The following is a 20,564-nucleotide window of genomic DNA, read 5'->3' as shown; positions in this document are numbered from 1 at the left end:
TGAGCCGGTATTCTTAGCTATGCAAGAAATGAATTGCAGTGACCGATTGAGGGGCTGTCGAAATGTTCAGGCGCAAGGTGTCCCCCTCCAGGCTGCTCACAAACGGCTCGCTTCGTAGCTCCGACACCTCTTTGAGTTCATCGACCGCCGCGGCGCTCAAATACTCTGGCTTGCCCATCTCTTCCCAGCGGCGCTTGGCGTTGGCGTGCTCGGCGTCGATCCGCTGAACAGAGGCGGACGTGGCAGGTGGTGCGCTCGTCAGGGTGAAGCATACCTGCTCGGTGACGATCGGATGACGCGGCAGGGCGAAGTTCGTAAGCATTAGAGTGGAGCCGCCGTTGTCGCCTCGCACGAACCAGGCGTCCACGGTCTCGTGCGCTCCATCGACCTGGACCATCTCGGTGCCGAGTCCATGGAGCAATTGGAAGGCGCGGTAGGCGGGCTTGGCGATGCCATGGATGTTCAGAAGCCCGAACCCGCCCTGGAAAGGGACCGACGGAAAATAGTTCTCCTCGAAAATGTCAGAGAAGGTCCAGTAGCTGTACCCTCGCACCAATCCGTTCGCTTCCAGCACGGTCTTGACGATAAACGCGGCCGCGTATGGGTCGTCATGCATGGAATCGCGCGGATTGGAGGAGGTGGACCATTCAGTGTAGTACACCGGAAAATTGCCCGCCTGCTTGCGCACGAGGCGAGCTTCTTCGCGCAAGGCGCTGCGCCTGCTCGCGGCGAGCTGCGCTTCTGTGTCGTCCCCCGGCTGGCCGAAATCGTCGGTCGGGTAATGGTGCGTGCTGACGAAATCGGCGGGCAGGTGGGCGGCTCGGCAGAAAGTCAGGAAATCCTCAATCCATGCGTTATCGGCGGTCGCCGGGCCGCCGACCTTCAACGCGGGGTCGATGCCTTTGATGGCCTCGGCAGTGTAGCGGTAGAGCTCGAAGTAGTCACTCTGCTTACCGGTGCCGAAGGCCGTCAGGTTCGGCTCGTTCCAGACTTCAAAGAACCATTGGCGCACCTCGTCCAGCCCGTAGCGGTCCACCCAGTGGCCCACCAGCTTGCGGATCAGCACCGCCCATTGCGCATAATCCTTCGGCGGTGTGACGTTGGCGCGGTAGTGGAAGACGGTTTTGTCGCCTGACGCCAGGACGCCTGGCATGAAGCTCAGCTCGACGAAGGGCCTCATGCCAATCGAGCGCAGGAAGTCGACGATCAGGTCGGCGTTGAAGAAAGAGTAGAACAACGTGTCGCCCTCGCCGATTAGAGTGCCCACGTCGTCGCACAATATGCCGTGGAAGCGGACATGACGCATGCCGAGCTCGTCGTGCACCTGCTTCAGCTGAGCCTGCCAGTCGGCGCGCAGGCCAAGCGTTGCGTGGCCGCTACCGATCGTATGTTCCCAGAAATGCGGCAGCTCCGTCGCCGGTCCGTTCAGGTCGCACGAAAACGTCGCGGTCATGTAAGCCGCTCCTTGATCCTGTCCGCCACGCGCAAGGCGTTGGCGATGATGGTCAGCGTGGGATTGACCGCCGCAATGGAGGGAAAGAAGCTCGCATCCGCGACATAGAGATTATCGAGTTCGTGGGCCCGACAATCGAGGTCGAGCACCGATGTCGCGGGATCGGTCCCGAAGCGGGCCGTCCCGGCCTGATGCGCGGTGCCGCCAATCGGAATGTCCAGGCCGAAGTAGAACCTGCGCTCCAGCAGCACGGGGCGGAAGCCGGCCCTGCTCAATATCTGCTTCAGCTTTTGCCGCAGCCGGCGATGGGCTTCAAGATCGCTCTCGACCATCTCCAGGACGACACGATCTCCGTCGTACCGGATTCGGTTTTCCGGGCGCGGGAGGTCCTCGCTCGACAGCCAGAAATCCATTGAGCGGCGGGCCATGGCCTCAAAGGGCGCCTTCGGCAGCCATTCCAGCCAGTGGGGCAATGCCTCGCCCCTGATCTGCGCGCCATGCGAGGTGGCGCACATCTGGATCAAACCGAGCGGAAAGTCCCAGTCGTCCGATCCGAAGTAGAAGTCGGAGACGGCGAGCGTCTTCTGGAAGACCGTGTCGTTCGGCTCGAGCATCAACGCCATCAGCACGGATTGATCGTGACGCATGTAGTTACGGCCGACCAGGCCGGAACCGTTGGCGAGGCCGTCCGGGTGCCGGTGGCTGGCCGAGCGCAGCAGAAGCAGCGCCGTCGAAAGCGCGCCGCAGGCCACCACCACTATGGCCCCGCGGAAGCGTTCTTCCTTGCCGTGCCGCCGCACAATTACATCAGTCACCGTCCTGCCCGTGGCGTCCGTATCGAGCCTGGAGACATAGGCGTTGGTCAGCAGCGACAGATTGGGATAAGCCGCGAGCGCCGGGTCGACGCATATAACCTGCGCATCTGCCTTGCCGTTCAGCAAGCAGGGAAACCCATCGAACGCATCGCAGCGGATGCAAGTGCTGGTCGGCGCGGCTCTGCCGCCCTTCTCCTCCAGCAGGATGCCAAGCGGCAGGTGGAACGGGTGTAGCCCGTCTTTCGCCAGGCTATCGTGAAGGTCCTGAATGCGCGGCTCGTGCGACACGGGCGGGTAAGGAAAAGGGCCGCTCGCCGGAGGCTCGGTCGGGTCCTCGCAGCGCTGGCCATGGACGTGGAACAGCAGCTCCGCTTCGGCATAGTAAGGCTCGAAGACCTCATATCCGAGCGGCCATGCAGGAGATACACCGGCCTTGTGACGGAGTTCGCCGAAATCGCGTTCGCGCATGCGAAAGAGCGCCCCGCCATAGACCTTGGAATTGCCGCCGACATAGTAGTGCAGGCCGGGATGAAAGCTATCGCCGTTCTTGCCGTACCAGGTTTCCGTGGCCTGGTAAGCGCCGTCCACAAACACCGTCTGCGCGTCCCAATTTGCCCGTGACCGCGGCAGGTATCCGCCGCGCTCGATAAGCAGAATGCGCTTTCCGGTGGGTGCGAGACGATGCGCGACCGAGGCGCCGCCGGGACCGCTGCCGATGACGATCACATCATATTGCCCGTCCATCGCCCTCAGCCATTGGTCGCGAAGCCGGGAAAGAGCGTCATGCCGCCGTCGACGAACAGTGTCGTGCCGACAACGTAGTCGGATTCGTCGGACGCCAGCCAGACCGCAGCCCGTGCGACGTCTTCTGGGAGCCCGATGCGCCCATAAGGTATTAGCGTCAGCAGGTTTTTCAGCGCTTCGGGCGTGTTCCAGGCGGCGGTGTTGATAGGCGTGCGTATCGCGCCGGGCGCGATGCCATTGACCCGGATGCGCTTGGGAGCAAGCTCTTGGGCAATGCTTTCCATCAGCAGCTTGATGCCGCCTTTCGAGGTAGCGTAGTTCGCATGCCCCGCCCACGGTATTTCCTGGTGCACCGAACTCATGCAGATGATCTTACCGGCCGCGCATGAGACGGAAGGCACGACGCCGCGTCGCAGGAACTCCCGCGTGGCGGCCTGGGCGCAGAGGAATTGACCGGTCAGATTGACCTCAAGAACTTTGTTCCATTTTTCCAATGACATCTCGGCGAACGCGCAATCGCGTTGCAGGCCGGCATTGGCGACGAGGATGTCGATGGTCCCGAATTCGCGCACGGCGCGCTCGAACATGTCCTCGACCTGATCCTGCGCCGAGACATCGGCCCGATGTGCCACCGCCTTGCAGCCGGCCTGATGGATTCGGTCGACGACGCCGTTCGCCGCGTCCTCGTTCTCGACATAGTTCACCACCACGTCGGCGCCGGCCAGGCCGAGCGCGACCGCGACGCTCTCGCCGATACCTGAATTAGCCCCGGTAACGATGGCTTTCTGCCGCGCCAACGGCTTGTGGTCGGACATTGGAAGCTCACTGGAACAACGTGTCTGCCGGCCGAGACCGGCACCGGTACAACGGAGTTCAGGGGCAAAAGCTCCGGCTCCTTCCGCCACCAGGCGGTGCGGGAACGCGAATGTGATCTCGGCTCCCGAACCAAATTCGCGCTCCAACGTATGAGAGTTGGAGAATATCGCGCCCGATCAGCGGGCGCGGATCCCGTGTCGAAGGATATCGCAATGCCCGCTGTCCTGATCGCGTTCGCAACGCGCTGCTTGCTGGTCGGGTTGTTCTTGCCTTTCAGTGCGCTCGACAAGGTGTTGAACTTCAAGCTGGCGACCGACCAGGCATCTCAGGTGATCTCTAGGCGCTGGCTCGCCACGGTGATGATCACCGGCGGCTTCTGCATCGAGCTCTTCATGTCACTTGCGGTTCTGAGCGGCGTTGCCGATCGGCTCGCTGCCTTGGTCCTCGCTGGCTATTGCCTCGTCACGGCGCTGTTGTGGAAGCGGTTCTGGAACCGGCCCGACTTCAGGCTCAAAGGCAGGAGCAGGGGCAGGGAACTCTTTTGGGATTTTCTCAAGAACCTCGCCCTTGCCGGCGGCTTTCTTCTTCTCGCCTTCGGATCCGGGGCGGCCGGGGTCGAGCGCTTCTTGCGCCACCCCCTGGCGTCCTCCCACCCTTACCGGACAGTTCAGGGGGACCTGCAGTGAGCACCGTGCCGGCAGTCCCCTACTGGCATCTGTGGACGGATGCTGACGGGATCAGCCACCAGAGCCGTTGCGCGATGACGGAATTCGACCTGGAATCGATCAAGCCGCCCGCCGAGCCCCAATGGCAAGGCTGGCGCGCGAGCGGGCGCATGACGGTGCTCCTCACGGTTCTGCCCGTCGGCTGGATAGGTACATGGCACGAAAACCCGAAGCCACAATGGATCGTCCCGCTCTCGGGACGCTGGTTCGTGGAATCCATGGACGGAGCGCGCGTCGAGATGGGGCCGGGCGAGCTGTCCTTCGGCGGCGATCAGAATTGCCGACAGACGGACGGCAAGCGGGGCCACCGCTCCGGCACGGTGGGCGATGAGCCGGCCGCGTTGATCGTGATCCAACTGGAGGATGCCCCCACGCAGTCACTGGCTTGCGAATTCAGGTAGACAGATGAACGACTTCGAGATCGTCGATCGACGGTTTGCCCACTATATCCTGGAGAACGCTCCGCTCGAAGAACTTGCCGGCGGCTTTCGCTGGATCGAGGGACCGGTCTGGATGGGCGACGCGAATTGCCTGTTGTTCCAGGATCTTCCGCGCGACCGAACCATGCGCTGGATCGAGGATGCCGGCATATCCGTCTATCGCTCGCCGTCGGGATACGCCAACGGGCAAGCGCGCGACAGGCAGGGGCGCTTGATTTCCTGCTCGCATCGCGAGCGCTGCCTATTCCGGACAGAATGGGACGGATCGCTGACACGGCTCGTCGACCGGCACGAGGGCAAGCCTCTCAACGCGCCCAACGACGTCGTCGTAAAATCCAACGGCTCGATCTGGTTCACCGACCCTCTCTATGGCATTCAGAACGACTATGAAGGCGGCCGACAGCTTTCCGAGCAGCCACCCGCACTTTATCGGTTCGACCCGCAAAGCGGGCACATTGCGATCGCCGCAGGCGACTTCGACGGGCCGAACGGCCTGGCGTTTTCGCCGGACGAAACCCGTCTATACGTATCGGAAACAGGCGACCAAACCACCGACGCCCCCCGGCAATATATCAGGGTCTTCGACGTTGCAGCGGGCGACAGGCTATTTGGAGGCGAAGTCTTTCATAAGATCGAGCCGGGCTATGCCGATGGGCTGTGCGTGGACGAGGACGGCAACATCTGGTCGAGCGCGGCGGACGGCGTGCACTGCATTGCGCCCGACGGCGAACTGCTCGGCAAGATCCTCGTTCCGCATCGCGTGTCCAACCTGACGTTCGGCGGCTTCGCTCGCAACCGACTGTTCATCGGCGGCTCGCATACGCTCTATGCAGTCTTCCTCAATCGCCGAGGGGCGACATGGCCATGAATGCCGCAACTTTGCGCGTCGAAAGGCTCATCCGCTTCAGCCTCACCACGGCCGACGCCGAAAGCGCATCCCGATTCTACGAGGCCGCTTTCGGTTGCCGCCGGACCGCGGTGGACCGGCTGGCTGGCGAAGCGTTCGAGCGCCTGATGGGCGTCTCCGGTGGCGCCGATCGCATCACCCTCCGGCTGGGACGGGAAACTCTGGAACTCCTGCAGTTTGACGTATCGGGCAGCCCCTATCCGCGACAGGCATCCTCAACCGATCTTTTCTTCCAGCATTTCGCGATTGTAACCTCGGACATGGAAGGAGCTTTCGAGCGGCTTTCTAGCGTGGCAGGCTGGAAGCCCATCTCTGTGGGCGGGCCGCAGCATCTGCCGGCCTCTTCCGGCGGCGTCACCGCGTTCAAGTTCCGCGATCCGGAGGGGCATCCCCTCGAACTGCTCGCGTTCCCCAAAGGTGGCGATCCCCGCTGGTCTAAGCCGCCGTCCGGCGAGCCCTGTCTTGGCATCGACCATTCGGCGATCAGCGTTTCCGACACTGGCCGGAGCGTTGCCTTCTACGAAGGCCTTGGCCTTTCCGCGTCGGCGCATTCCCTCAACCACGGCGTCGTCCAGGAGATGCTGGACGATGTCGATGGCGCCGAGGTTGACGTCACCGCGCTGGCCCCGCCCTACGGTACGCCGCATCTCGAACTGCTGTGTTACCGAAACAAGCGTGGCCGCGACGAGTACGTCATTCCCGCGCCGCGAAACAACGACATCGCCTGCACCCGACTGGTCTTCGAGCTTGCCCTGGTTCAAGCCCGCAACGATGGCGAGTGCCTCGTGCGCGATCCGGACGGTCACGCCTTTCTGCTCGTTTCGCGAGCGTCGCCGCGCTGGGCGGCCTCAGGGGATGCGGAGCGGAGCAGGGGCCTGGAACCGACATCGCCAATAAGGCAGGCGCGAGCGGTGAAGTCCGCTCGCCCTGACATCGTTCTCCGTCCCATTGTCGGGTCGGCGAAGCGAACGCGCGACGCCGGAGTTTTTATGGAGCGGCCTTGAATGCAGAACAAGCCCAAACAGGTCGCGCCCGGCGATGAGTTTTTGGCGGCTCTCCAGACCAGGACGTTCGACTACTTTCTTTATGAGGCCAACGAGGCCAACGGTCTCATAGCCGATCGGACCAGAAAGCGTTCGCCCGCCAGCATCGCGGCTGTCGGACTGGCTCTCTCGTCCTATCCGGTCGGCGTGGCCCGAGGCTTCATGACGCGCCAGCGCGCTTGCGCAAGAACGCTCGCCACTTTGCGCTTCTTGCGCAACAGCGCCCAAAGCGCCCAACCGGACGCAACCGGCTACAAGGGATTTTACTACCATTTCCTGGACATGGAGACGGGCCGGCGCGTCTGGCAATGCGAACTGTCCACGATAGACAGTGCGCTCCTGATCGCAGGCGTTCTGACGGCCGGCGCCTTTTTCCAGGAAGACAGCGAGGAGGAGAAGGAGATCCGCACGCTTTCCGAGGCGCTTTACGAGCGGGTGGACTGGGATTGGGCGCGCAACAGCGGCGCCACCGTCACCCATGGCTGGACGCCGGAAAACGGATTCATTGGCTACCGCTGGGAAGGCTATGACGAAGCCCTGATCCTGTATGTGCTCGGACTCGGTTCGCCCACCCACGCTCTGCCGCCCGAAAGCTACGCGGCATGGCTCCAGTCTTATCGGTGGAAGAAGATCTACGGCCAGGAATTCGTCTACGCCGGGCCGCTCTTCATTCACCAGCTTGCACATGTCTGGCTTGATTTCCGTGGCATCCGGGACTCCTTCATGCGTGAACACGATTGCGACTACTTCGAGAACAGCCGCCGTGCCACCTATGTCCAGCGAGAATATGCCATCCGCAATCCACTCGAGTTCGTCGGATATGACGAGACGAGTTGGGGCGTGAGCGCCAGCGACGGCCCGGGCTGGCGGACGTGCCGGATCGACGGCGTCGAGCGGCGGTTCTACGGCTACAGGGCTCGGGGCGTGCCGTTCGGACCCGATGACGGCACGCTGTCGCCCTGGGCGACGGCGGCATCGCTGCCGTTCGCTCCGGAGGTCGTCCTGCCAGCCTTGCGCCACTTTGATGAGATCGATCTCAATCTTGACAATTCCTACGGTTTCAAAGCGAGCTTCAACCCAACGCTCAAATCAGATAGCGGTCATATCGCCGGTTGGGTTGCGTCCGATCATCTCGGACTGAACCAGGGCCCTATCGTGCTAATGATCGAGAACTACCGATCCGACTTTCTCTGGCAGCTGATGCGCAACTGCCCACATGTAGTGCGCGGACTACGCCGGGCTGGTTTCACCAAGGGCTGGCTCTCTTCTTGAGCCCAACCGGCGCGGAAGACAGCTGACAAGTCGCTGGCAGAGGCCGGCTCTCCGCCGATATGGCTCGAGCCATTTCGAACAGTTCGCGGGCAAACGCCTGTGGCTTCGGCAACGGCCGCCGGCGTCTCGCCGCTCCCGAACTGCTTTATAAGAACAAGGTCCGCTGGTCCTTCTCGCGATTGGCGTAGGACAGGGCAAGCAATCCTGCGAGCGCCCGCATTGGGTCGCTGATCACATAAAAATTGCACGCAATTTCGGATGAAATTCGTTTGCATGAATCCACCGATGGCGGGAAACTGCCGGATAAGAGCTGCGCAACTCCGGTCTGGAGACGGAGGCGGAACTAGGAAGCCCTCTCGAGCACCGGCAAGAGCGCAACGGGTCGTCGCCAAGCAGGTAGGTCGTCGTGACGGAAAGGAGTTTGAGTTATGTCCGGATTGCAACAGGAATTTCAGGTCGCCACGGATTCGCGCGTCGTTGCGCCCATTCGGCGTAATTCAAAGATCGTCAAGTTCGCCAAGGAGGTTGCAGGCGAAGAGTCCCATGAGATGCCGACCTCGGTTGAAATCTTTTCGGACAGGGGGCGCTGGTACTGTCAGGTCCGTCGCGGGAATGAAAAGACGCGGCCGATGGGCCCCTATACCAAACTGCAGGCTGAACGGATTCAGGAAGCTCGGAGAGCGTTGATCGCCAAAAGGGGCACTGCTCGGATTATTTTCGACTAGAAAGTATCCAGCAGCTTCAAAGAAGCGTTGTTTGCGAGTAGCGGACACGATTTACCTGGCGTAAGCGGCGCTCCAAATCGCTTCGTCGGCGCTGCCAATCTGAAACGTCCACCATTGGCGTCATTATCTCGAACACGACGATGTCATCCCGGTCTGTTTCTTCGCCGGCCTTCCAAAGACCCACCGCAGGCACCCGGAGATTAGGCGGTCACTCCGAAGCGAGCCGCAAGTTCTTCTTTCGGACGGTCGAAATCCCTTCCGGGAAAGGTTTGCCCTTGGTTGTCGGAACGGGGGCAACAGAATCTGGACGAGGTACATAGTATCACCGCTATGCTGCGGATCTGAGAGGATTGCTTTTGAGAGTGATCGCGGCCACCCGGACGAGGCAAAAAGAATACGGGCGACGCTCGCCCGTATTCTCATAATTACCGGTCTTCGGCCCAGACGCATCTGCTTGGACCTTTCGCTCGCTGCCTTTTCAGCTTCCCGAGGCGACGCTACTCCCTCGCATGGCTCAAAATGCGAAATACCGGCCAATGAGCAATCGCTTCACGTAGTCTGCTGAAAAGCTTCCCTTCCATGCCGATGGCAGACCGAATTTGGACGGCAGCCCATCCGGCTTTCATGGTCGCGCCGACATGGCAATGGCAGACGACAGCGTGCAACTGCCAATCCGTAAGCTCGAAGAAGCGTTTCGCTTCGCCATAGGTATCATTCTTCAATCCTTGCGCGCGCAATATCGGATCAGCGAAAGCAACGCTGAGCGCGGAGTCCAGGGACCGCGCCTTGTCACGCACGTCCAGGGTCATGTATTCCGTCCCGGGGAAGGCGGCGAGGCACCGTTCGGGATTTCGCTCGAGCAGCATGGCCCAATGTTCCAAACGCTGCCCTCGCGTCATAGCCGGAAAGGACACTTCGACTTCCGCGACCTCGTGTAGTTCTTCAAGTGTCTGATGTTTCATGGCCGTCTCCTGTTGGCGAGGCGCTCTGCCTGCAGAATGCACAGGTCGGAATGGGCCTCGGTCGTCCCTACGCAGGCGAACCAGCGGTGGGTCGGGAAGTTCCATTGGCGAGAAAATTTGACCGTGTGCCTGCCTTAATTTCCCGCTGTCTCTGTGCCTTGGAGCATCCCGCAACGAGCTACTGCGATGCTTCGACCAGCCGTCGGAGCAATGGGTAATCCTTGAGATCCCTGTAAGGCGTAAGATCTAACTCCCCTGGCACACACCGAAGCTTTTCCTCATCGATCGCTTTCTCGTGCCTCTTGATGACGCTTTGGTAGTGCCGCCAGGTAACACCAGCCCCTCTCACTGCATCTCTTTCGATGCGCGAGGCAATTTGGTGGGCGTGCAGATAATGAAGCCGCAACTCGTCCAAGAGAGCTTTTTCAACAATTTCGTGGCACACCAGAAATGGTTCGAGCCGCACGTCCTTGCCTCTCCACCTGATGGTGCGCGGCAGATGTCGGTCGATGTAAATCGTCGTTGCATCCCTGCTGTACCCAGCAATGTAGGGAATATCGAACTCGTGGCTGACCTTAACTCGTCGATGAAGCGCAGAAACGACATCAGACAGGACGAGGTCGCTGATATCTTCAGAGCTGTGACGGACCTCGTCGGCTAATTTCAAGTCCGCTCCTGCGTTTTCCAGTCGAAGCGCCCGCCGCCACTCGGGCGAGCGCTTAGCGATGAGTGTTACTTGTTGACGATGATGCGCTGCTTGTCCCGATTTTGGGCGTAAGTGGCCTTGTCGTAGGCAGTCTGCGCCTCCAACTGGTCCTTGGTGAAGTTCGTATAGAGGTAACCGCTACCGTTCTTGTCGGTCATGAACTTGAGGTTCTCCATACCGACGGCGACCTTCTTTTCGCCGATGCCGAGGAAGCCGCCTGCATCAACGATTATCGCGTCGACTTTCTTGTCGCCAGTCAGGATGACGTCGCCGATCTCACCGACCTTCGCATCATCTGCGCCATAGACGTTGGTGCCGATCAGATTTGCCGCGCTGATTTTATCTGACGGCATTTCGGTCAGGGACGACTTGTCGATCGAGGCTGTCGAGATCGCATCGGTTTTACCATTAGCCGCTTGGCTGTTAGTCGTCTGCGCCGTGGGTGCTGCCGCGTTATCATAAGCCTTCGTATCGAAGTTTGGTTGAGCTTTGAGCTCATCCTTCGTCGTCTTTGCGACTAACCAGCGATCGCCCTTCTTGTTGACCCATTCAAGCTTGCTGAAATCATAGGCCACGTTCTTTTCCCCCACGCCGAGGAATCCGCCGACGCCGATAACGACGAGTTTGGCGTTCCCGTCCTTGTCCAGGACGATGTCATTGACATCGCCAATCTTCGTCGCGTCGTCGGCGGTGCTGTCATAAACCGCGGCTCCCATGATCTTGGAGACGAGCTTGCCATCAGTGACCGGGACAACAGCCTCCGCCTGGGTAGCGGGGTTGCTGGTATTTGCGGCGTGAGCACCCGCCGTGCAGAGCGCCGTCGACATGAGAGCTGCCGTCGCGGCCGTAGCTAGTATCTTGCGGACCATTGTGAAAGGCTCCTGGCCTGGTCGATTGACGTCGGCAGCTGCCAACGCAATTCATCCAACGGAAGAACTGCCTTACGTTCCGGGAGGAGGCTAATGGTCGCAACCGGTGCCAGACTGAAGGCTCATGCAGAACCTGCACGGCTCTACCGCCCCCCCATCACCAGCGAGTCAAGTGACCCGACCTGCGAACAGGATACAACTGCCGTCGATGCCAGGGATCTGGCCTAATTATCCGAAAGAGGACGTTCCGTCATCGGCCGCAAACCCGACGGCCGCAAAATGCGGCCGCTCAATACCAAAAGCCGGTATTTTGGAGCGCGTGTCTGGACCAGCTTCGATAGCAGTCAGCAACGACATTACCCAGTCATGCACGCGAGACGAGGTCGATCCCGTCCGCGATCGCCAGATGGATCCAGGCTCTGATTGTGAACACGTCAGGCCGCGGTAACACCTGCACGGCGAAACGTTCCACATCCTCTCCTTTTGGCGCAGATGATCCAATCGTTCCGGTCTCTACATTTCACGGAGCGCACCAACGACCTCTCGAACGGGCTGATCTGGCCGAAGGACGGCTGAAGCCTCGACCGCCTGTGCCGCAACGGTGCGTCGCGAGTTTCTTCCCCTGGGCGAAGGCCCATTCCTCGCGCAACCAAGAAACGCGCGCCTGCGCCATCCTGCGCTTTGCTGCGGTCGCAAGCGATGCGGCGGCGGTCGCCTTTGGCCTCACGATCGCCATCGAGGCCGCATGGTGCGGGCTCGGAAACGAGAACGGAGACTGAAAATGGCTACCATCGGCACCTTCAACAAGACCAATGCGAACGAGTTCACCGGCGAGATCATCACCCTCAGCGTCCAGGCCAAAGGGGTGCGCATCGTCTCCGATACCCGCGCCAGCGGCGAGAACGCCCCAAGCCACCGCGTGGTGGTCGGCAAGGCCGAGATCGGCGCCGCCTGGTCCAAGCGCTCCAACGAAGGCCGCGACTATCTCGGGCTCAAGCTGGACGACCCGAGCTTCAGCGCTCCGATCTACGCCAACCTCTTCGCCGACGAGGAAGGCGAGGGCCACAGCCTCATCTGGTCCCGCCCCAGCCGCCGCAACGGCGAGTGACTTCGAAGACGCCTCGCCCGGCACCGGGCGAGGCGTCTCCTGATGGCGCGAAAGCCTTCCGCGGCCCGGTCTGTTCGACGGGTTTCCCTGTTACAGGATGCGCTGCTTGATACGGGATGGCGCAAAATGCACGAGCGCGGCTACCGTCGATCGATGGACGCGCCCGGCCACTGCCCAAGGCCTCTGAGCGGTGCGAAATAGCGCCCCTCAATTGCGCACCTGATCATTGTTCCCTCGCTTCTCCATCCTGCCCGTCGCTAGCCGTTCAACCGCAACGGCCGGAAGGAGATACCTCATGAACGCCGACGCCGCGCCACTGCCGCCGCGCTACCTGCGCACTTCTGAAGCCGCGCATTTCCTCAGTCTCTCGGCGCGCACGCTCGAGAAACATCGCACCTACGGCACCGGGCCAGCCTATCGCAAACTTGGCGGCCGCGTCGTCTACGCCGTCGACGACCTGCAGCTCTGGGTCCAGCGCGGCGCGATGACGTCGACATCCGATCCGCATGGCTCGGTGCTGCCCGCCAAGCCTCAGGCCGCCCGCCTGATCCCCTATGCCGGGCGCGAAAGGCGCTGAGCCTGCTGATTTCCCCCTTGTCGGCCAGACCACGTCAACCATTGGAGCGCGAACAGCTCGACCTGTTTCAGGCGCTGCCGGGCGTCGTCGCGCCACGCGATGCGCAGGACCTCATGGCCTATCCCTTCTTCTCCCTCGCCAAATCCAGGCGCATCGCGCCGATCGACTTTCGCGCCGGCGATGTGGCGATCCGTGTCGAAGCGATGCCCGATCACGGCATGGCGACGATCTGGGACGCCGATATCCTGATCTGGGCCGCGAGCCAGATCGTCAGCGCGCGGGACGCCGGGTTGCGCACATCCCGCCTGATGGCTGCAACGCCATACGAGATGCTTACCTTCATCGGCCGCGGCGTCTCCAAGCGAGATTACTTGCGCCTCAAGGCGGCGCTCGATCGTTTGCAGTCGACAAGCGTCGTCACCTCCATCCGCCAACCCGCCGAAGGCCGTCGCCATCGCTTCTCGTGGATCAACGAATGGCAGGAGCGCTCGGGTCGCAACGGCCGCCCGCTAGGCGTCGAACTGGTCCTGCCCGATTGGTTCTATCGCGCCGTCATGGACGATGCGCTGATCCTGACGATCGACCGGGCCTATTTCGGGCTGACCGGCGGCCTGGAGCGCTGGCTCTATAGGCTGGTGCGCAAGCATGGCGGGCGCCAGCGCGCCGGCTGGCGCTTCGACATCAGTCACCTGCATCGCAAGTCCGGCAGCCTCTCGCCGCTCAAGCGCTTCGCCTTCGAACTGCGTGACATCGTGCGGCGCCAACCGCTCCCCGGGTATCTTCTGTTCACGGAGGTCGAAGCCAGCGGCCGCGTGTTGTTGGCTTTCGAACCGGCACCGAGGCCTGTGGACAGCGTCGTGCCATCAGGAACCCGAACCATCGTGCCATCGGGAACCGCCTCCTCGTGCTTTCGGGAACCGCGATCGGCTCTAAGCGACGGGCCCGAAACGGGAAATCGCGCTCCTAACTTAGAGTCTAACTCCCAATCTAACAGTCTTGCGGAGAAGCCACGGACTGGCGGCGGGGAGCAGAAGCGGAGGTTCGTGGGGCGGCGCGAGGGAGACGGCATATGACGCCGTCTCCTCAATCGACGCCGCGTGGCGGCCTCACCACGGTCGAACTGATCTGGATCGAGAAGCGGATCGAGCATCGCATCCGCTTCGGACGCCCTGCGCATGAAACGATCCTCGACAAGCGCCGCCGCGTCGTCGGATTTGCGCCAGGCAGTGTTTTTGCGTTCGTCCGCTGGGCGGCGAATGACTTCGGCACCGTCGTTTCGCGCATCGACATCGTGCGCGCCGTCTTGCCCGCTGAACCTTTTCAGACGCTGCCTTACATCCGGCCAGGCGGCGAGATCCTGCTCAAGATCTCAGGCTGGGATAAGGTTGAGCGGGTCCTGCAACTCATCGATGCGATCGAGGCGATTGGCCTCGATCCAGTCGACGCCGCACCGGACTATTGGCGTCAGACCCACAACCGACTGATTGCCGGCGGAACGCCGCGTGCCTACTCGCTCGAGCAGCACCGGGCCTATCTGTTGCGCAAGCGAGCCGCCTCATGAGCCGCGCCGCTTGCATGGCCGGGTTGCTTGCGGCTGTCGCCGCAACGCTCGCTCCGGCTTTCGTCGAGATGCCGCCGCTGCTGCTATGGAACGCATCGGCCAGCGCGCCAATCGGGCTCTATGCGGTCAGGAAAATGGTCGTTCCGACGGCTGGCGCGCTCGCTGTCATCGAGCCGCCCGAGACCGTCACTCGGTTCGCCGCCGAGCGTGGCTACCTTCCGCTCGGCGTGCCGATGCTGAAGCACATCGAAGGGCTTCCCGGACAGGAAGTTTGTCGCGTGGCTCGCGTCATCACGGTCGACGGCATTGCAGTGGGTGCTGCGCTCGAGCGCGACCGCAAGGGACGCGCGCTGCCTGACTGGCAGGGCTGCCGCATCATCCCCGCCGACCGAATCTTCGTCATGAACCGAAAGGTCCAGGACAGTCTCGACGGCCGCTACTTCGGCTCGTTCCCACTGGATTCGATCGTCGGACGCGCAATGCCGCTTTGGACCGACGAGAGGGGCGATGGCCACTACACCTGGCTTGCTCCCGCGAACTGAAATTCAACCCAGCCAACAACAGGAAGGAGATAGTCCATGGCCGAAATCGGCATCTTCAAGGAAACAGAATCCGGTTACTCCGGCCGCATTCGAACACTGCTGATGGACGTCGAGCTGGTGCTCGTCCCGATCAGGGCGTCCAACGGCAATGCGCCGGATTTTCGCATCCATATCGGCGATGGCAGCGGCCCCGAGGTCGGCGCGGCCTGGAAGGAAACAGGGCAGACGGCTGGCGACTACCTGTCTTGTCGATTGGAGGATCCGCTGTTTGGTCGACGCTTTCGCGCCGGTCTCTTCCGATCCGACGACGGTTCCTGGTCGCTGCGCTGGATCCGGCCGAAATGGCGGCCGGAGCGCGCTCGATGAGTGGGCCGTCGGCGCCGAACCGTGCGCACGAACGCCGTCCCGTCAGTTGCTTGCCTGGTCGGAGGCAAGCACGTCGGCTTGTCGCTGGCACGCTGATCCTCTGCCACGCGATGGCGGGGGCGGCCGCACAATCCGCGCCGGTCTCCCGCAAATCCGCCGACGATCCATATGCCGCCCATATCGCCGAGGCGTCGCATTGGTTCCGCGTTCCTCAGCTCTGGATACGGGCAGTCATGCACCTCGAGAGCGCCCGCGATCCACGTGCCGTTTCGCGAAAGGGTGCGGTGGGTCTGATGCAGATCATGCCCGAAACCTGGGCCGAGCTGCGCCTTCGTCATCAACTGGGCAGCGATCCCTATGATCCGCACGACAACATCCTTGCCGGCACCGCCTATCTTCGCGAGCTCTATGATCGATACGGTTCACCGGGTTTTCTCGCCGCCTACAATGCGGGACCGGGGCGCTACGAAGCCTCCTTGAGGGGCCGGCCGCTGCCGGCCGAAACCCGCGCCTATGTTGCAAAGCTTCGCCCTTTGTCGGGCGGCGGTGATGCGACCGGCGCGCTCACCGCCAGCCATAGCAAGGCCGTCACGTGGAAGGCCGCGCCGCTGTTCATAGTGCGGTCCGGGTCGTTGGCCGATTCCGGTCTTTCGTCCGGAGAACACGCTTCCGCCGGGCTCTCATCGCAACCGTTCGTGCGCGAACTTTTCGGGGCCGGTTCGCCGCCGCGCCAACTGTTCACTGGGTCCGACCTGCGGTTATCGCAGCAGTGACGAAGTGTCCGTCAGATCGCGCGCCGGCGCCTCTTTGGACGTCGTGGGCCTTGAGGCGCACAGGGCACGAGGCAACAACCGAGCGATGGCAAGATAAAAGGGCGCACATTGTGCTGCGGTCGGTTGGTTGCATTTGCTGGGTTTTTTGCCGCTTTCCGCACATTGCAGCGCTTCTGGGCAATGTGCTGGGAACATGCAAATCATTGTATTCGATGCCCAAATGGCAAGGTGAGGGCGGGTGCCGTGTCCGATGAGCACGAGTTCCGTATCCGTCCGGGCCGCATTCGCTCGACGCGAGCCCAATCGTCGCGGCCCTTCATCGCCCAGGCGCTTGCGGCGGCGCAAAAGGCTGGCGGCGGCGTGTCGCGATCAGGCCGGATCGGGACAGGCAACAGTTCGCGGTTCGGGCGGGGCAGGGCAGCGAGCCTTCAGGCCAATCGATTTCTCACCGGCCGCTCCCGCCTCGTCACGATCAAGACCCGCGTGGTTCGCCGTTCGAAACGTGGCGCGCCGCTGGCGACCCACCTCAACTATCTGCGGCGCGAGGGGGTCACACGCGACGACGCGAAAGCCCGCATGTTCGGACCGGAGGTCGACGTTGCGTCGATCCCGGATTTCGTCAATCGCTGCAAGGACGACCGGCATCATTTCCGCTTCATCGTCTCGCCCGAGGATGCCGCCGAGATGGCCGACCTGAAATCCTTCACCCGTGATCTCATGGGTCGCATGCAGAAGGATCTCGGCACGTCCCTCGACTGGATCGCGGTCGACCATTGGAACACCGACAATCCGCATGTCCACGTCATCCTGCGCGGCCGGGCCGACGACGGCCGGGATCTGGTGATCTCGCGCGACTACATCAGCCGCGGCATGCGCGATCGCGCCAGCGAACTCGTCACGCAGGAGCTTGGCCCCCGGTCGGAACTTGAGATCCGCCGGCATGTCGAGCGCCAGGTCGAGGCCGAGCGGTGGACCGGGCTCGACCGCCAGTTGGTCCGCGACGCAGGCGAGAACGGTGTCATCGATCTCGCGCCACGTGCCGATCGCCAGCCTGACGAATTCAACGCGCCAAAGATCGGGCGACTGCGCAGGCTGGAAACGCTGGGACTTGCCGAACAACTCGGTCCTGGCCAATGGATACTCAGCGAGAGAGCCGAGGCGACGCTGCGCCAGATGGGTGAGCGCGCCGATATCATCAAACGCCTGCATCGCGCATTCTCAGGCCGCGACATCGAACGCGCGAGCGCCAGCTATGTGCTGGCCGCAGAGACCATCGGCGAGAGGATTAGCGGCCGTCTCATCGAGCGCGGACTGGATGACGAACTGAGCGGCAGTGCCTATGCGGTCATCGATGGCGTCGATGGCCGTTGTCATCACGTGCGGCTTGCCGATCTCGAGGCGGTGGGCGACGCCGCACCAGGCGCGATCGTCGAACTGCGCAAATTCGAAGACGCTCAGGGACGCCTGCGGCTGGCGCTTGCCGTGCGCTCCGACCTCGACATCGACAGACAGGTGGTTGCGGAGGGGGCTACCTGGCTCGACCGGCAGGCGCTTGCCCGTCCTGCGGCCGCTCTCTCCGACGGCGGCTTCGGCGCCGAGGTGCGCCAGGCGCTTGATCGGCGCGTCGAGCACCTGGTCGGACTGGGGCTGGCGGAGCGACGGCCGGGCGGGACGGTTTTTGCCGACAACTTGATCGACACGCTGCGCCGAAGGGAGCTCGAGGCGCTGGGCGGCAGGATCGCGACCCAGACCGGCCGCTCGTTCAACCGTGCGGCAAGCGGCGAATCGGTGTCCGGCACCTACACCCAGCGCTTTGCGCTTGCGTCCGGCCGCTTCGCGATGATCGACGATGGCCTCGGGTTCCAGCTCGTGCCCTGGACGCCTTCGCTCGAGAGGCACCTTGGCCAGCATGTCAGCGGCAGCACTCGCGGCGACGGCGGTGTCGATTGGAGCTTTGCCCGCAAGCGCGGGCTAGGTCTCTAGCAGCTGAAAGAAAATTCTTTGGGAGCAGAGCCTCACGGTTTGGCTGAGCAGGGTGCTGACGACTTCGAAGGCGACACAATCGCGGCATGGAGACTTGGCGTTCGACGCACCTCGGGCCGCGATGGTCGATCGCGCCGGCTTGCGCGTCCACTAATGCGCCTGCGCCCCACCAGGCCGGCGAAGGCTACGAGGCCTTCGTTACGGCGCAACACGGCCTGGCGAAGGGGCGAAGCTGCGGCAGAGATTTCGGAGGATACGATCCGATGTACCGAGAAGGGGCAGTCTTAGCTGCGCGGCAGGGGATATGGATATCGAATGTCCGATTGAGTGGCCCTGAATTCCTGGCCGGCCGCCCTCCGAGCTTGATCAGCGTGTCTCGGCGAGGATTATCGCGCGCCTGATTATCGCCGATCTGACCGACTCGACGAGCTGCGCGGGAAAGTGACGTGGCAGCGAAGAAATCACGGCCTCGGTCCGCCTCTCGGCATTTGCGGAGATGTCTTCGAAGATCTTGCGCATCAGGGACGTCCCCACGCCGGAAACGCCGGCGGTCTGCATGAAATGGCGGGGCACAATTTCATGTATGGAATAATGCCGGCTCTTGCCGGCAGACATCGCCAGCTTGAATTTCTTGCGAGGGATCTGTCCAGCATCAAGGCTAGGCTGCGCGGTCAGCACGTCATAGAGCGGGGTCATCCGAAACCGCCCGCCGGGCCCGAGAAAAATGCTGAAATTCTTGGCGTGGCCGTCGGTCGCGCCAATGAGCCAGAATATTATGCAAGCACGCAAAAACAGCGAGATGTCGTCTTCGGGCCTGTCACTGCCCTTAAGAAGCTCGATAATCGACGGCATGCCGGGACCGCCCTCTGACTGGTACTTGCGTGTCGGCGGGACCGACAGTGCTTGACACATATCCTCCTGTGGCAGGCGCAGGAGACGCCCGTCCCCGGCCCACAACCGATCGAACCGCTCGACGATCAGCGTACGGCGCTCCCCGAAGTCGGCGATCTCAGTTCTGGCGGCGGGAACGCCGAACGCGTCGATCAGCTTAAGGCACAGATATTCGTTCTCAACGCTGTTGGAGAGATCGATGCCGTTCGGCAACCTGCCGATCTGCGGTTTCAGGATGTGGGTGGTCGCCGCCGTGCCGACCGGCTTGTACCAGCGTCCGTCCTTGCGTAGCAGCGCCGTCTTTTCCTGGGCGCCGGCGATCGAGATGCGAAAATCCTCATCCCCGCCGAGGCCAAGCGGGGCGACAGCGAGGTTTGCGATTATCCCGGCGATATCCTTTTTGCTGATCGGCTTGCCTTCGCTGCTGCCAGGACTGCCGGGATCGGCGCCATCAGGCAGGAATTGCAATGCGCCGACGCAGTCATGGCCGAGGGCGGCAAGCATGCTGTAGGCGTCGGTGCCGTCCGCCCCGACGCGTTCGGCAATACGCTTGCGGATGGCGTCATTGTCGGGAAGCAGGTTGTCGAAGACGTTGATCACCGACGCGCCGATATAGCGGTCCTCCCGCAAGGGAAGCGAAAGCGAGACGGGGAAGGTGCCGTGCCAGTCCAGCCATTCGCGGGCATATCGGAAGTCCACGGCGCCGGTGGATTGCCTGCGCAGCACGCCCACCAGCCGACCGTTCACGAAGACATTGAGCGGCGTGTGAGCCGGTCGCCGCGCCATCAGAACAGGTCCGCGATCTCGGTCGCGCTGCTTTTGCTGCGCGGGCGAACGACGAGTTCAAGGTCGAGGGCGGAGAGGGCTGCCATCAACGTACTGAGCTGCACTGCCGGCTCGCCGGCTTCAAGGCGGGACACGGTGGCCTGACGCAGGTGGATCCGGCTGCCAAGCGTCTCTTGCGTGAGGTTGGCTTGCCTGCGGGCGCGACGCAGAATGGCGCCGAGTTGCTTTTCGTTACGTGCGATCTGATCGGTCATGATAGTCTCCTGGGGCAGATATACGCGATCGCGTATGACTTGGCAATATACGCGGTCGCGTATAAATCCACCGTATACGCAAATGCGTATAGAGGTCAGATATACGCGATCGCGTATGATGGTTGCTGCTCAAATGCGCAATCCAGGAGGACGGCGCCCTCGCTCACGCCCCGGGCTCTTGGGCTTCCCGATTCCCTGTCTTCCTTGCCGACAGTACGACGCGACGCGATCGGCGTGAGCCCGCTG

22 protein-coding genes are annotated in these 20,564 nt (G+C 62.3%); 14 read left to right on the top strand and 8 right to left on the bottom strand.

Annotated features, from left to right (window positions below; translation table 11 throughout):
- Positions 1 to 13: 13 nt before the first annotated feature.
- From LB528_RS21765 to LB528_RS21755, 3 genes are read right to left on the bottom strand one after another with little or no spacing between them, the layout of a single operon-like run.
- Complete coding sequence (locus LB528_RS21765) at positions 14 to 1,453, bottom strand: GH39 family glycosyl hydrolase (RefSeq protein ID WP_224716268.1); 1,440 nt, start codon at positions 1,451 to 1,453, stop codon at positions 14 to 16.
- Complete coding sequence (locus LB528_RS21760; protein ID WP_224716267.1) at positions 1,450 to 2,994, bottom strand: GMC oxidoreductase; 1,545 nt, start codon at positions 2,992 to 2,994, stop codon at positions 1,450 to 1,452. Before LB528_RS21760 ends, LB528_RS21765 begins: the two co-directional genes overlap by 4 nt.
- A 23-nt stretch (positions 2,995 to 3,017) precedes the next feature.
- On the bottom strand, positions 3,018 to 3,974 hold the full coding sequence (locus LB528_RS21755) for an SDR family oxidoreductase (protein WP_224716266.1): 957 nt from the start codon (positions 3,972 to 3,974) through the stop codon (positions 3,018 to 3,020).
- A 66-nt stretch (positions 3,975 to 4,040) separates the two neighbouring features.
- Here LB528_RS21755 and LB528_RS21750 point away from each other — a divergent pair, with 66 nt between their 5' ends.
- From LB528_RS21750 to LB528_RS21725, 6 genes are all read left to right on the top strand, one after another.
- Positions 4,041 to 4,514: a DoxX family membrane protein gene (locus tag LB528_RS21750; protein ID WP_224716265.1), complete on the top strand. Its 474-nt coding sequence runs from the start codon at positions 4,041 to 4,043 to the stop codon at positions 4,512 to 4,514.
- The gene (locus LB528_RS21745) at positions 4,511 to 4,954 is read left to right on the top strand and encodes a cupin domain-containing protein (RefSeq protein ID WP_224716264.1); all 444 of its coding nucleotides are present in this window, start codon (positions 4,511 to 4,513) and stop codon (positions 4,952 to 4,954) included. The genes LB528_RS21750 and LB528_RS21745 overlap by 4 nt, the downstream gene beginning before the upstream one ends.
- 4 nt (positions 4,955 to 4,958) lie before the next feature.
- Positions 4,959 to 5,861, top strand: coding sequence for an SMP-30/gluconolactonase/LRE family protein (locus tag LB528_RS21740; RefSeq protein ID WP_224517468.1), 903 nt, complete (start codon positions 4,959 to 4,961; stop codon positions 5,859 to 5,861).
- On the top strand, positions 5,852 to 6,904 hold the full coding sequence (locus tag LB528_RS21735; RefSeq protein ID WP_224716263.1) for a VOC family protein: 1,053 nt from the start codon (positions 5,852 to 5,854) through the stop codon (positions 6,902 to 6,904). The genes LB528_RS21740 and LB528_RS21735 overlap by 10 nt, the downstream gene beginning before the upstream one ends.
- Positions 6,905 to 8,215, top strand: coding sequence for a glucoamylase family protein (locus LB528_RS21730; RefSeq protein WP_224716262.1), 1,311 nt, complete (start codon positions 6,905 to 6,907; stop codon positions 8,213 to 8,215).
- A 428-nt stretch (positions 8,216 to 8,643) separates the two neighbouring features.
- Positions 8,644 to 8,940, top strand: coding sequence for a hypothetical protein (locus LB528_RS21725; protein WP_224517462.1), 297 nt, complete (start codon positions 8,644 to 8,646; stop codon positions 8,938 to 8,940).
- Between the two features lie 497 nt (positions 8,941 to 9,437).
- On the opposite strand, the gene LB528_RS21720 is transcribed toward LB528_RS21725, so the two are convergent.
- The 3 genes from LB528_RS21720 to LB528_RS21710 all read right to left on the bottom strand — a co-directional run bounded on the left by LB528_RS21720 (position 9,438) and on the right by LB528_RS21710 (position 11,477).
- The gene (locus LB528_RS21720; protein WP_224517459.1) at positions 9,438 to 9,902 is read right to left on the bottom strand and encodes a hypothetical protein; all 465 of its coding nucleotides are present in this window, start codon (positions 9,900 to 9,902) and stop codon (positions 9,438 to 9,440) included.
- Positions 9,903 to 10,080: 178 nt separating this feature from the next.
- Positions 10,081 to 10,569, bottom strand: coding sequence for a hypothetical protein (locus LB528_RS21715; RefSeq protein ID WP_224716261.1), 489 nt, complete (start codon positions 10,567 to 10,569; stop codon positions 10,081 to 10,083).
- A gap of 65 nt (positions 10,570 to 10,634) precedes the next feature.
- Complete coding sequence (locus LB528_RS21710) at positions 10,635 to 11,477, bottom strand: PRC-barrel domain-containing protein (protein WP_318011534.1); 843 nt, start codon at positions 11,475 to 11,477, stop codon at positions 10,635 to 10,637.
- Positions 11,478 to 12,258: 781 nt separating this feature from the next.
- On the opposite strand from LB528_RS21710, the gene LB528_RS21705 reads away from it, so the two are divergent.
- The 8 genes from LB528_RS21705 to LB528_RS21670 all read left to right on the top strand — a co-directional run bounded on the left by LB528_RS21705 (position 12,259) and on the right by LB528_RS21670 (position 18,387).
- Positions 12,259 to 12,585, top strand: coding sequence for a DUF736 domain-containing protein (locus LB528_RS21705; protein WP_224517454.1), 327 nt, complete (start codon positions 12,259 to 12,261; stop codon positions 12,583 to 12,585).
- A gap of 295 nt (positions 12,586 to 12,880) precedes the next feature.
- On the top strand, positions 12,881 to 13,162 hold the full coding sequence (locus tag LB528_RS21700) for a helix-turn-helix transcriptional regulator (RefSeq protein WP_041002472.1): 282 nt from the start codon (positions 12,881 to 12,883) through the stop codon (positions 13,160 to 13,162).
- Between the two features lie 17 nt (positions 13,163 to 13,179).
- Positions 13,180 to 14,235 (top strand): replication initiator protein A, encoded by a 1,056-nt coding sequence (locus tag LB528_RS21695; protein WP_224716260.1) that lies wholly within the window; start codon positions 13,180 to 13,182, stop codon positions 14,233 to 14,235.
- Positions 14,232 to 14,723: a DUF2840 domain-containing protein gene (locus LB528_RS21690; protein WP_224716259.1), complete on the top strand. Its 492-nt coding sequence runs from the start codon at positions 14,232 to 14,234 to the stop codon at positions 14,721 to 14,723. The genes LB528_RS21695 and LB528_RS21690 overlap by 4 nt, the downstream gene beginning before the upstream one ends.
- Positions 14,720 to 15,265 carry a S26 family signal peptidase gene (locus LB528_RS21685; RefSeq protein ID WP_224716258.1) on the top strand — a complete coding sequence of 182 codons (546 nt, stop codon included), beginning with the start codon at positions 14,720 to 14,722 and terminating at the stop codon, positions 15,263 to 15,265. Before LB528_RS21690 ends, LB528_RS21685 begins: the two co-directional genes overlap by 4 nt.
- Positions 15,266 to 15,301: 36 nt before the next feature.
- On the top strand, positions 15,302 to 15,631 hold the full coding sequence (locus LB528_RS21680) for a DUF736 domain-containing protein (protein WP_224716257.1): 330 nt from the start codon (positions 15,302 to 15,304) through the stop codon (positions 15,629 to 15,631).
- A 110-nt stretch (positions 15,632 to 15,741) separates the two neighbouring features.
- A complete protein-coding gene (locus tag LB528_RS21675; RefSeq protein WP_224716256.1) occupies positions 15,742 to 16,404 on the top strand; it encodes a lytic transglycosylase domain-containing protein in 663 nt (220 codons plus the stop codon).
- 243 nt (positions 16,405 to 16,647) lie between these two features.
- Positions 16,648 to 18,387 (top strand): relaxase/mobilization nuclease domain-containing protein, encoded by a 1,740-nt coding sequence (locus LB528_RS21670; RefSeq protein WP_224716255.1) that lies wholly within the window; start codon positions 16,648 to 16,650, stop codon positions 18,385 to 18,387.
- Positions 18,388 to 18,753: 366 nt separating this feature from the next.
- Here LB528_RS21670 and LB528_RS21665 read toward each other — a convergent pair whose 3' ends face one another.
- Positions 18,754 to 20,064, bottom strand: a complete 1,311-nt coding sequence (locus LB528_RS21665) for a type II toxin-antitoxin system HipA family toxin (protein ID WP_224716254.1) — start codon at positions 20,062 to 20,064, stop codon at positions 18,754 to 18,756.
- Positions 20,064 to 20,318: a helix-turn-helix domain-containing protein gene (locus LB528_RS21660; RefSeq protein ID WP_224716253.1), complete on the bottom strand. Its 255-nt coding sequence runs from the start codon at positions 20,316 to 20,318 to the stop codon at positions 20,064 to 20,066. Before LB528_RS21660 ends, LB528_RS21665 begins: the two co-directional genes overlap by 1 nt.
- Positions 20,319 to 20,564: the final 246 nt, after the last annotated feature.

It is taken from the genome of Mesorhizobium sp. CA4 (assembly GCF_020165075.1).
GTDB lineage: Bacteria > Pseudomonadota > Alphaproteobacteria > Rhizobiales > Rhizobiaceae > Mesorhizobium.
This window is presented reverse-complemented; position numbering and strand designations above follow the sequence as displayed.

What these genes read in the sequence shown, in the direction of transcription:
- LB528_RS21750 (WP_224716265.1), top strand. Translation starts at nt 4,041, where the DNA reads ATGCCCGCTGTCCTGATCGCGTTCGCAACGCGCTGCTTGCTGGTCGGG.
- LB528_RS21730 (WP_224716262.1), top strand. Translation starts at nt 6,905, where the DNA reads ATGCAGAACAAGCCCAAACAGGTCGCGCCCGGCGATGAGTTTTTGGCG.
- LB528_RS21685 (WP_224716258.1), top strand. Translation starts at nt 14,720, where the DNA reads ATGAGCCGCGCCGCTTGCATGGCCGGGTTGCTTGCGGCTGTCGCCGCA.
- LB528_RS21660 (WP_224716253.1), bottom strand. Translation starts at nt 20,318, where the DNA reads ATGACCGATCAGATCGCACGTAACGAAAAGCAACTCGGCGCCATTCTG.
- LB528_RS21680 (WP_224716257.1), top strand. Translation starts at nt 15,302, where the DNA reads ATGGCCGAAATCGGCATCTTCAAGGAAACAGAATCCGGTTACTCCGGC.
- LB528_RS21700 (WP_041002472.1), top strand. Translation starts at nt 12,881, where the DNA reads ATGAACGCCGACGCCGCGCCACTGCCGCCGCGCTACCTGCGCACTTCT.
- LB528_RS21725 (WP_224517462.1), top strand. Translation starts at nt 8,644, where the DNA reads ATGTCCGGATTGCAACAGGAATTTCAGGTCGCCACGGATTCGCGCGTC.
- LB528_RS21665 (WP_224716254.1), bottom strand. Translation starts at nt 20,064, where the DNA reads ATGGCGCGGCGACCGGCTCACACGCCGCTCAATGTCTTCGTGAACGGT.
- LB528_RS21675 (WP_224716256.1), top strand. Translation starts at nt 15,742, where the DNA reads ATGGCGGGGGCGGCCGCACAATCCGCGCCGGTCTCCCGCAAATCCGCC.
- LB528_RS21765 (WP_224716268.1), bottom strand. Translation starts at nt 1,453, where the DNA reads ATGACCGCGACGTTTTCGTGCGACCTGAACGGACCGGCGACGGAGCTG.
- LB528_RS21720 (WP_224517459.1), bottom strand. Translation starts at nt 9,902, where the DNA reads ATGAAACATCAGACACTTGAAGAACTACACGAGGTCGCGGAAGTCGAA.
- LB528_RS21740 (WP_224517468.1), top strand. Translation starts at nt 4,959, where the DNA reads ATGAACGACTTCGAGATCGTCGATCGACGGTTTGCCCACTATATCCTG.
- LB528_RS21705 (WP_224517454.1), top strand. Translation starts at nt 12,259, where the DNA reads ATGGCTACCATCGGCACCTTCAACAAGACCAATGCGAACGAGTTCACC.
- LB528_RS21735 (WP_224716263.1), top strand. Translation starts at nt 5,852, where the DNA reads ATGGCCATGAATGCCGCAACTTTGCGCGTCGAAAGGCTCATCCGCTTC.
- LB528_RS21710 (WP_318011534.1), bottom strand. Translation starts at nt 11,477, where the DNA reads ATGGTCCGCAAGATACTAGCTACGGCCGCGACGGCAGCTCTCATGTCG.
- LB528_RS21690 (WP_224716259.1), top strand. Translation starts at nt 14,232, where the DNA reads ATGACGCCGTCTCCTCAATCGACGCCGCGTGGCGGCCTCACCACGGTC.